Genomic DNA, 1,448 nt, shown 5'->3' with positions numbered 1-1,448 from the left:
CAACACCGAAAGTACTTTCTATTTCATTTCCTTCAAGTAGTAATAACCTTAGTTTGGTACATTTACTGATATCCGGTGGAATACGTTTGATTTTTCCATTGGTGAGGTCTAACTTTCTGAGATTGGTCATTCTACCTATACCTGTTATGTCTGTGATTTGATGATTGATTACATTTAGACTATGTGCTTTACTGTCAAAAATACCTACTGGCATGTTTTTCCATGTAACATTTTCTGCCCAAATACTCCCAACATTTAAGCCTTTTGGAACAGATCTCAAGTTATTACATTCACCTATTTTTAATACTCTCATCGGAACCTTATTTAGAGATGCAGGTAAACCTGTTAATCTAGAACACCCTGTTAAGTCAAGTCCTGATAAAAAATATAAGTTACCTAAGGATGAGGGTAACTTGAAAAGGCTTTTGCAATATTTCAAATTTAGATCCTTTAATGAGGGTAAGTTGCCTAACCCTTCTGGCAAATGCTTTCCTGTACTATTATTCAGAATTAGTATTTCTATACTTTCTATAGTATCTACATATTTAAAACTCTTTAAGGCTACTTTTAAATGTTTCAGATTTTTGAAATTACTTATATCAGACGGTAGTTCATTTATGGGGTTTAGATATAAATGGGTTAAAGAGTCGAACTCATAAAGTTCTTCAGGGAAGCCTTGTATTTTTGACCCTTCCAAATACAAACTTGTAATTGGTAAATTTCCAAAACCTTCAGGAAATTTACTTATTTCTGTAGATGATAAATCTAAAGTAGATAGTTTATGACAATTTGTAATAAAAGGGGATAATTCTTTAATAGGGCACCCTTCTAACCATAATGTTTTTAATTCTGTGAATTCAGTTATAAATTTAGGGATTTCGGTAATATTACAATTTATAATTTTTATTTCTTCCAATCTTTGGAAGCCTCGAATTTTTTCAGGAACATCTTTGAGAGATGGAATATCCACAAATTTAACTTTAGAAATATACCCATCTTTTTCAGTTTTGTAATTTACATTATCTCCATATTGATTATCTAAATATTCTTTTATTTCTTGTTCTGTCATATCTCTATAATTAGTACAATTTGTTAATAAAAACAACATTGCGATCAGATAAAAATTATTTATTATTTTCATTGTTCTTTAATTTTTTTGGCAATTGTTTAGTGTAAACAATATTCTCTATTAATAATGGAAATAAAATATCCCTTTCGAATAAATTCAGATCTCCTTTACTATCATAATCGTCGTTGAGTAGTGATTTCATAAACTCAGAAGCCTTTAAATCTTCTAATTGGGCTTTAGGTTTATCATTAAGAATAAATTTAACAATATCCTCAATATCCCCCAGATACAAGCTTGCCTGCCCAGGACTCAAATCCTCAATTGGGCAATCAGCCCAATCCGCTTTTATTTCTTGAGTTGGATCAACAACTGAAGGGAC

The 1,448-nt window shown here is 30.7% G+C and carries 2 protein-coding genes; both read right to left on the bottom strand.

All coding sequences use genetic code 11. From position 1 onward, the window contains the following. On the bottom strand, positions 1–1,141 hold a 1,141-nt coding region (locus HHU12_RS33880; protein WP_169661148.1), incomplete at its 3' end, for a leucine-rich repeat domain-containing protein. Continuing rightward, positions 1,125–1,448: hypothetical protein (locus HHU12_RS33875; protein WP_169661147.1), on the bottom strand; the 324-nt coding region annotated here is incomplete at its 5' end. The genes HHU12_RS33875 and HHU12_RS33880, both read right to left, overlap by 17 nt.

Source organism: Flammeovirga aprica JL-4 (assembly GCF_012844305.1).
Taxonomy (GTDB): domain Bacteria; phylum Bacteroidota; class Bacteroidia; order Cytophagales; family Flammeovirgaceae; genus Flammeovirga; species Flammeovirga aprica.
The sequence above is the reverse complement of the archived record's forward strand: the minus strand, read 5'-3'. Positions and strand labels throughout refer to the sequence as shown.